Origin of the sequence: Ameyamaea chiangmaiensis, from assembly GCF_013376175.1 — a bacterium.
GTDB classification, from domain to species: Bacteria; Pseudomonadota; Alphaproteobacteria; order Acetobacterales; family Acetobacteraceae; genus Ameyamaea; species Ameyamaea chiangmaiensis.
Window position 1 is genome coordinate 20,940 of sequence record NZ_JABXXR010000024.1, and the last position, 7,904, is coordinate 28,843.

Annotated in this window: 8 protein-coding genes and 1 pseudogene; 4 read left to right on the plus strand and 5 right to left on the minus strand. The window is 63.1% G+C overall.

The features are described 5' to 3' along the window. The first annotated feature begins 3 nt into the window (after window positions 1-3). The 4 genes from HUK82_RS05540 (at window position 4) to HUK82_RS05555 (ending at window position 4,365) form a co-directional block, all read left to right on the plus strand. Complete coding sequence (locus HUK82_RS05540) at window positions 4-867, plus strand: LysR family transcriptional regulator (protein WP_176613001.1); 864 nt, start codon at window positions 4-6, stop codon at window positions 865-867. Window positions 868-1,050: 183 nt separating this feature from the next. After that, a complete protein-coding gene (locus tag HUK82_RS05545) occupies window positions 1,051-1,803 on the plus strand; it encodes an SDR family oxidoreductase (protein ID WP_256126890.1) in 753 nt (250 codons plus the stop codon). Window positions 1,804-1,844: 41 nt separating this feature from the next. Beyond that, window positions 1,845-3,422, plus strand: a complete 1,578-nt coding sequence (locus HUK82_RS05550) for an acetolactate synthase large subunit (protein WP_176613003.1) — start codon at window positions 1,845-1,847, stop codon at window positions 3,420-3,422. A 22-nt stretch (window positions 3,423-3,444) separates the two neighbouring features. Then, window positions 3,445-4,365: a LysR family transcriptional regulator gene (locus tag HUK82_RS05555; protein ID WP_176613004.1), complete on the plus strand. Its 921-nt coding sequence runs from the start codon at window positions 3,445-3,447 to the stop codon at window positions 4,363-4,365. A gap of 2 nt (window positions 4,366-4,367) precedes the next feature. Here the strand turns inward: HUK82_RS05555 and HUK82_RS05560 are convergent, their stop codons facing one another. The 5 genes and pseudogenes from HUK82_RS05560 to HUK82_RS05580 form a co-directional block, all read right to left on the minus strand. Then, window positions 4,368-4,601 carry a DUF2274 domain-containing protein gene (locus tag HUK82_RS05560; RefSeq protein WP_176613005.1) on the minus strand — a complete coding sequence of 78 codons (234 nt, stop codon included), beginning with the start codon at window positions 4,599-4,601 and terminating at the stop codon, window positions 4,368-4,370. Further along, window positions 4,598-5,773, minus strand: coding sequence for a TrbI/VirB10 family protein (locus HUK82_RS05565; protein WP_176613006.1), 1,176 nt, complete (start codon window positions 5,771-5,773; stop codon window positions 4,598-4,600). Before HUK82_RS05565 ends, HUK82_RS05560 begins: the two co-directional genes overlap by 4 nt. Next, window positions 5,770-6,777 (minus strand): P-type conjugative transfer protein TrbG, encoded by a 1,008-nt coding sequence (trbG, locus tag HUK82_RS05570; RefSeq protein WP_176613007.1) that lies wholly within the window; start codon window positions 6,775-6,777, stop codon window positions 5,770-5,772. The genes HUK82_RS05565 and trbG overlap by 4 nt, the downstream gene beginning before the upstream one ends. Further along, complete coding sequence (trbF, locus tag HUK82_RS05575; protein ID WP_176613008.1) at window positions 6,774-7,457, minus strand: conjugal transfer protein TrbF; 684 nt, start codon at window positions 7,455-7,457, stop codon at window positions 6,774-6,776. The genes trbG and trbF overlap by 4 nt, the downstream gene beginning before the upstream one ends. Before the next feature lie 5 nt (window positions 7,458-7,462). Beyond that, window positions 7,463-7,904: pseudogene (locus HUK82_RS05580) on the minus strand (P-type conjugative transfer protein TrbL); the annotation flags it as partial.

Here is a 7,904-nt window from a genome sequence, read left to right on the forward strand (position 1 = left end):
GCTATGGAGGCGTTCTGCGCGGTCGCGCGGCATCTCAGCTTTCGCGGCGCCGCTGAATCTATCGGCATTTCGCAAAGCGCGCTCACCCGTCATGTCCAGAACCTTGAACGGGATCTGAGCGTGCCGCTTTTCGAGAGACGTGGCAACACCATTAAGCTGACGGAAAAAGGCCGTCTGCTTTTCGAAAAGGCAGAACAGGCTTTCCAATGGCTTCACGACGGTCTGTCTCAGGTCACCGAGCGCGCGGCTTCCCCGCTGCGTGTGAGCGTTCTGCCCTCCCTGGCCGCGTCATGGCTTGCCCCTCGTCTGCCTGCTTTTGCGACGAAGCATCGGGATATCACTGTCGATCTCGTGCCGGACTACCACCTCGCCGACCTCAACGTCGGATCGACCGACCTGGCCCTGCGCTACGGAATAGGGCCATGGCGGGGAACGTGGTCTCGCGCGTTCATGCGAGAGGAACTGGCTCCCGTCGTCGCTCCGACCGCTTGGCAAGACAGCACAGACGTGGAGCAGATATTCGCAGGCAGGACATTATTCGGCGCGGCGCAACCTTTTGAATGGGATCGACTGCTCGACGTGCTTGGCCTCTCATCCAAGCCCGCTGTCACGCCGCTGAACGACTATAATGTGGTCATCAGCGCGACCTTGGCGGGCCAGGGAATTATGGTCGGCAGACGCTCCCTGATCCAGTCTCATTTCGACGATGGACGTCTGGTGCGTGCTGGCGCGCCCTGGATGGATTGCGGAACCGCCTATCATGTCGTCACCCGACCCGGACGCCAGCACGAACGCGCGATCAGCGCTTTCATTGCGTGGCTAACGTCCGAAGGAGCCGCCACAAACGACCTTTGGGACCCTCATTGATTGCCTCACGTGATGACCTGAAGTCATCAACCCAGTCAAACGAGCATTGGCTCCTGTCGCCCATCAGCACGTAATTTTCCTGTCCAGAAAACCTGAAAAGTGGCGGCGATGCCATGTCGCCTGGTTCAGAGAAAAGAGGGACACGGAATGGATCTTCAAATATCGGGCCGAACGGCCGTTGTCATGGGCGCCAGCAGTGGCCTTGGCCTCGGAATTGCCCATGCCCTTGCAAGGGAAGGCGTGCATGTCGGCCTGCTCTCCCGCGACCCGTCACGCCTGGAAGCGGCGGCGGCAAGTCTCCGTGCTGTTTCGCCGGCAAAAATATCATGCATCGTGGCCGATCTGGCGTCGCAGGACGCAGTTCATGCGGCGATCAGCACGATAAAAGGTGAGGTCGGTGTTCCTGACATTCTGATCGGCAATGGTGGTGGCCCGCCGCCGGGTTCCGCCACCGTCTTCGAGGCCGCGCTCTGGGAAGCCCAGGCGCGGGCGATGCTGTTGCCCGTGATGACCATAACCGACGCGTTCCTCCCGAACATGCGCGCGAACGGTTTCGGACGCCTCATCATGGTCTCGTCCACCAGCGTCATCGAACCGATCCCGGGTCTTGTCCTATCCAATGCCCTGAGAGCAGCGCTCGCCAATTGGGGGCGCACTCTGGCTCGTGAAGTCGCGCGTGACGGAGTTACCGTCAATACGTTGATGCCTGGCCGCTTCGATACCGCTCGGGTCCAAAAACTTAACCAGTCACGCGCGAATACCGAAGGCGGCTCCGCCGAGGATGTGCGCCGACAGGATCTCGAAACCATACCAGCAGCTCGCTATGGGGCACCCGAGGAATTCGGCGCCGTCGCCGCCTTCCTCGCCAGCCCTTTGGCCTCGTACGTGACCGGCGCGCTCATCCCTGTCGATGGCGGACTCCTGCACGGTCACTGAACGCTGTTTGTCAAATACGCTTACTCCCAAGGACCACAATCATGTCCAAACCATCTGAAAACGGCACGTCGCTTAGCGGTGCCGAAAGCCTTTTGCATACGCTCGTCGCCTGTGGCGTCGATACGTGTTTTGCCAATCCCGGCACGTCCGAGATGCACTTCGTGGCTGCCCTCGATGCTGTTCCCGCGATGCGCCCGGTGCTTTGTCTGTTCGAAGGAGTCGCAACCGGAGCGGCCGACGGATATGCCCGAATGGCGGGGAAACCCGCCTCGACACTGCTGCATCTCGGCCCGGGCCTCGCGAACGGCCTCGCCAGCCTACACAACGCACGACGCGCGCAATCGCCGATCGTTAATATCGTCGGGGACCATGCCACCTACCACCTCCAGTATGACGCACCCCTAACCTCTGACATCGCGGGCTTCGCGCGCCCTGTATCTGACTGGGTTCGTCGATCAGCCTCGGCCCGCTCCCTTCCAGGAGATGTCGCCACAGCGGTCGCCTGCGCCCGTCGTTCACCTGGGCAGATCGCGACGCTGATCTTACCCGCCGATACCGCCTGGGCTCCTGCCGAGCGGATCGGTACACTTGGTGCTGACACGCCCCTCTCCATTGTCTCAAAAGCCACTCTGGAGAAGATTGCTGGACTTCTACGCGCTCCGGGCCGGGTGGCAATGCTCCTGCGCGGCGATGTCCTTCACGGACAAGGTCTACAGTTGGCTGCGAGTATCGCAGCACATACAGGGGCGAAGTTGTTCTGTGACACGTTCGCACCTCGAATCCGCAGGGGAGGACATCATCCCGTCATCGAGCGACTGCATTACCGGGGTGACGAGGTCATCCGGCAACTGGCAGCGTTCGATCATCTGATCCTCGTCGGGGCGGAGCCGCCGGTGGCGTTCTTCGCCTACCTCGGTCGGCCGAGTTGGCTGGTCCCGTCGGACTGCGCACTGCATACGCTCACGCGCCCCTGCGAAAACGGGCCGGATGCACTCGAACGCCTGGCTGACCGTCTTGAGGCGAAGATGTATCATTCTGCCGTTCGGCGCGCCGTGGCTACTCCGCGGTCCGATGAACCGCTGACACCTGAAACTATCCTACGCTGTATCACCACGGACCTACCGGAAGACGCCATCGTCGTTGACGAGGGACTGACCTCGACTTTTCCCTATTACGATCTCCTGGATGCGGCATCGTCCCACGATCACCTGAACCTGACGGGAGGCGCCATCGGAAGCGGCATTCCGCTCAGCGTCGGGGCCGCAGTCGCCGCTCCTGCGCGCAAGGTCGTCTGCCTCCACGGTGATGGGGGTGCGATGTACAGTCTACAAGGACTATGGACTCAGGCACGCGAACGTCTGGACGTCATCACGATCATCTTCGCCAATCGGTCTTACGCAATTCTGGAACAGGAGTTGGACCGCGTCGGAGCATGTGTCGACGGAACGCGATCACGCAGGCTTCTGGATATTGGTGACCCCGATCTCAATTGGACCGCCCTCGCGACAGGCATGGGCGTCGCGACGGAACGTGTCACCACGGTGGCAGCATTCAGGGACACGTTCGGTCGAGCCATTCGGGCGACCGGCCCCATCCTGATTGAAGCCGTCATCGCATGAGCGTTCCCAAGTAAAGAACAGTATGAAACGCCCGCCTTTCGACCTCTGGCAACTGCTGTGCGTGCGGACGATCGCCGAGCACGGCAGCATCCATGGCGCGGCGCGTTTCCTGAACACCCGACAATCCGCCGTCAGCCGATCCCTGCACAACCTCGAGGAGCGGCTGAATGTCCCGTTGTTTCTCCGCTCCCCCACTGGGGTCATACCAACGACATTCGGTGAGGAGTTCATCCGCTGGACCCAGACGATCCTCGACAACGTGGCCGGCATGAACGCCCGCGCGCAGCGGACCGGCAAGGGCGAGACCGGCCAGGTCTCGATCGGCATCCAGACCTGCGTCCTGCCCGGGAGACTCTCAGCCTTCACGGCGGAGTTCCGTGCCAGACATCCCGATATCGTGTTTCGCTACTCCGAAGGCACAGGCAAAAGACTGCTACGGCGTCTCCAGCGCGGGCAGATCGATTTCGCGGTCGTCACACGTCGCAATCTGGTCCCCGCCCTGCAGGTCACACCCCTGTGGAGCGACCGTATCGTGGCCGCCCTTCCCACCGGCCATCCTCTGGCGAAACGACAGGAAATCTCATGGCAGGATCTGCGTCATGAAACATTCCTGATCGGGCGCGATAATGCCGGTCAGGACTTCAAGGAACTTATCCGGCGAAAACTCGGTGAAACCAACGTCCATCCCAAAATCCGGCATCATGATATCGGCAGCAATCGGGTCATCGCACTCGTCCAGAACCGCGAAGGCATCGCCCTGCTCCCGGCCTCGTGGCTGCCCCTGATTCACGATCAGTATGGGGAGGACGTCACGATCATGGAGATCCGGGACGCCGACGGCTCCTCCCACCTGGAATTTGGGATCGTCTGGCGACCCGACAATCAAAATCCCTGTGCCCGGCTCTTCGCCCGATATGTAGAAGCCCATCGTCCGTGGACGTGAGACTACTTTTTCGGCGGTGCTGCTTTTACCTGCCTCCGTGCCCTCGCGAATCCCTTGTCCGACATCATGAACTGCCGGAGCATAGGCGCGACCAGCCGGGCCGGGTCCGTCGCCCCATCATTGCCGGACAGAAGTGCCGCATAGGCAAGCTGATCGCGATGGATATCGGGAGGTAACGCCACGGTCATTTTCACCGGTTTCTCGTCAGGGATTTCTCTGATCTTTAGCTCTGTCATCCTGGATTTCCTCCGTTCCGATAGGGTTTGAGCAACAGGTCGCGGCTGAGAATGACGGTGAACGGCAGCCCCGGCCGGTCGGTCAGCGTCGGCTGGACGTTGAGGCTGCGGTCGATCAGCCGGTTGCCGACCATGGAAAACCCGTTGCTGGCCCCGCTGCGGATGGCCTGCATGAGATTGTTCTCGTTCCAGGACGTGCCCGCTTCCGATCCGACGCTGAGCAGTGTCGTGACCAGCGCCGCCCTGAAGAGCTGGCCCCAGTGATTGTTCACCTCGTCGGACAGGCCGGACTGGCCAATAGCGTCGCCGCCGGGCAGCTTCTCCAGCACGAGACTCTCGCCGTTCGGGAAAATCAACCGGGTCCAGATAATCTGGGTGCGCTGCTGCCCGAAGGAGACGCTGCTATTATAGGCCCCGAACAGTGTGCTCCCCTGCGGGATCAGAAGATAACGGCCTGTCGGGCTGTCATAGACGTTCTGGGTCACATGCCCCACGATCTGCCCCGGCAGGTCGGAACTGATCTTCGTGTTCAGCGCACCCGCGATCACGGTGCCCGCCTGGAGGACGTAGGGCGAGACCAGCGGCATGATGCGATCGGGGCTGGTTGTCGCGCGATCCGGCTGCCCGTCCAGAAAGGCAATGTTTCCAGCCTGTGGTCCGGTCGTGGCGGACGCCCGCCCCTGAGAGGCAGGAGCGCCCGGCGCGGGCGGGGTCGCCTGTTCGCTGGCGCGGTTACGTTCCCCCGTCTGCACGAACAGTCGGCTGCCGATTGCCGCCTCGACCTCCTGCGCGGCGCGGTGGTCTTCGGTGCCGGAGGCAGCCTTCCCCTGCCCTTGCGCATGCAGGATTGCTCGTCCGAGATCGCCGGGCAACGGCAGCCCGAGTTTCGGCACGTCCTTGCCGACATAATCGGAGGGCAGCCCGGCCAGTCCGTCGGCGGATGGACGCACATCCGTGTCCTGCGTGGCGGCCGTTGATGGTGGCCTATGGCTAGTCTGAAGGGCGTAACCCAGCGCGAAGGCCACCGCGATCATGCCGACCCCGCCCAGCGACCAGACCACGATGCGCGACAGACGGACCACGCGCGGCCGTTCCGCCCGCAGACGCAGATCGGGCGGCGGGGATGACGCAGGTGCGGGATTTTCGCCCACTGTGGGTGCCTGCCCGGTCATGTCCGCCGTCCGTCAGTGCGGACGATGCGCACCCGCTGCTCGGAATGTTTGTCGCCCAGCCGCAATTCGGCGGCGGCGAACAGGCGATCCACGATCATCCAGTTCTGCCGGACCCGGTAATTGACCAGCTCCGGGCCGCCATCCGCCCCGAGCACAAAGAGCGGTGGCAACTCCCCCTGCCCGATCCCGGATGGAAAGGCGATATAGACCTTGTGGCCGTCATCGAACGCCCGGCTGGGCAGCCAGGGCGGCGTACCGCCTTTCAACGGCTGGATGGCATAACGGAAATTCAGCGCATTCAGATCCAGCCCCACATCCACAGGGGCAGCGTCATCCGCAGCAGCATCCTGCCGGTGCAGGGCGATCAGGTCATCCTCGGGATAATCCCACGATACCGACGCCATATAGGTGGCGGGCGTCGAGCGCAGTTCGGCCAGATAGGTCCGCCGGTCCGTATTGACGATCAGGTTGGTGGTCAGGTCCGGCCGCGTCGGTTTGACCAGAATATGGATGCGCTTTGTTGCCCCAGCCCCGCTTTCGGTATCGCCAATAATCCAGCGCACCGTATCACCGGCAGCAACTGGCCCGCTGCCCACCAGCTTTTCGCCGGGCTGGAGCATAATGTCGGTGATTTCGCCCGGAGAGGCATAGACCTGATAGAGCGCGCCGGGGCTGTAGGGATAGACCTGCACCGCGTTGATGAACCCCGCCCGCGTGGGCTGGATCCGTGCCGCCAGATTGGCCTGTGTGACCCGTGCTGTCGGATCAGGAGCTTCGGGTATGATGCGCCGCGCCATCGACCTGTGGGATGGCAACGGCTTGAGCTGCCCCGGCAGAGGAAGCGGAGATGGCACCTCCACGACCTGCACGGGTTTCGGTGGGTCCGGCAGACGTGTCGCCTGCAAGGCGTCATCATAACGGATGACAGGCGGATGATACTGCTGCGCGCATCCCGCCAAGGGCAGGATCAGCAGCGGAACGAAACGAAGAGCACGACGGATCATTGGCCCAGCTCCTTCGACCAGTTGATGGCGGAGACGTAGATGCCGAGGGGATTTTTCCGCAGGTGATCGGCATCACGCGGCCTGCGCAGAACGACTGAGACGATGGCGGTCCAGCGCTCGGTGCCTGCGAACGCCCCGTCGTGGTAGTGGCGCTCCGTCCAGGCGACGCGAAAGCTGCCGGGCGAGGCCCGGATGACCGAGGCGATATCCACCTCGACCTGTTCGTGCCCGATGCGTGAGAACGGGTCGTTCAGACGGGCATAATCGTTCAGCGCCTGTGCGCCCGAAATCATGGTGAAGTCGTAGGCCCGGAGCCAGTTCTGGCGCACAACGACCGGATCGGCGGACAGCGAACGAACATCGCGCACAAACTGCGCGAGATACCAGGCGATCTGCGGATCCGTTGTCGTGTATCCGGATGTGGCCGGCGCCACGACCTGCGCCTGCCCCAGCCGGTCCACCTGCACCACCCACGGCGTGACGGTGCCCCGAACTGACTGCCAGAGCAGCCCGGCCCCGAGACCCGCCGACAGCAACAGGCTGCCAAAGGCCATCAGCCGCCAGTTTCTTGCCTGCACGCGGGCGGAACCGATGCGCCCGTCCCAAATCTGAGCGGCTTTCTGATAGGGCGTAACCGGGGCGGGCGTGATCCCGTAGCGGCTGGTGGAGCGACGAAACATCGTCCTCATTCCTTTTCCGAAAGATCGATGGATGCGGATCCACCACCGCCATCGGCGGAGCGGATGACATGCGCGGCTTCGGCGGCATGGGTTGCGGCATTGCGGCGCTTCATGGTCTGTGCCCAGCGCGGCGGCTTGCCGTCGGTGCCAGAGTTGCCGCCGGCGCTATTCCCTGACGGGCCGCCGGAATCTCCTCCGCCGCCACCGGACGATGCGCCGCCCGTGAAGCGTCCGCCTGTCGCGGTGAAGGCACCTCGCGCGCCAGCGCCGTAGCTCTGCTTCATGGATTCTGCCGCGCCAGAAACCTTGTTCTTCACGGCGTTCGCGGCAGCACTGCCCGGTGCCCGGGCGACACCACCCAGACCCGCTGCCATGCGGGCGCCCGCGCTCCCACCAGCCGCGTTCATGGCACCCATGGAATACGCGGTCGAGGCGGCTCCCGCCGCT

Excerpts from the sequence above, each read along its gene's own strand:
- HUK82_RS05540 (WP_176613001.1), top strand. The coding sequence starts at position 4 with ATGGAGGCGTTCTGCGCGGTCGCGCGGCATCTCAGCTTTCGCGGCGCC.
- HUK82_RS05545 (WP_256126890.1), top strand. The coding sequence starts at position 1,051 with ATGGGCGCCAGCAGTGGCCTTGGCCTCGGAATTGCCCATGCCCTTGCA.
- HUK82_RS05550 (WP_176613003.1), top strand. The coding sequence starts at position 1,845 with ATGTCCAAACCATCTGAAAACGGCACGTCGCTTAGCGGTGCCGAAAGC.
- HUK82_RS05555 (WP_176613004.1), top strand. The coding sequence starts at position 3,445 with ATGAAACGCCCGCCTTTCGACCTCTGGCAACTGCTGTGCGTGCGGACG.
- HUK82_RS05560 (WP_176613005.1), bottom strand. The coding sequence starts at position 4,601 with ATGACAGAGCTAAAGATCAGAGAAATCCCTGACGAGAAACCGGTGAAA.
- HUK82_RS05565 (WP_176613006.1), bottom strand. The coding sequence starts at position 5,773 with ATGACCGGGCAGGCACCCACAGTGGGCGAAAATCCCGCACCTGCGTCA.
- trbG (WP_176613007.1), bottom strand. The coding sequence starts at position 6,777 with ATGATCCGTCGTGCTCTTCGTTTCGTTCCGCTGCTGATCCTGCCCTTG.
- trbF (WP_176613008.1), bottom strand. The coding sequence starts at position 7,457 with ATGTTTCGTCGCTCCACCAGCCGCTACGGGATCACGCCCGCCCCGGTT.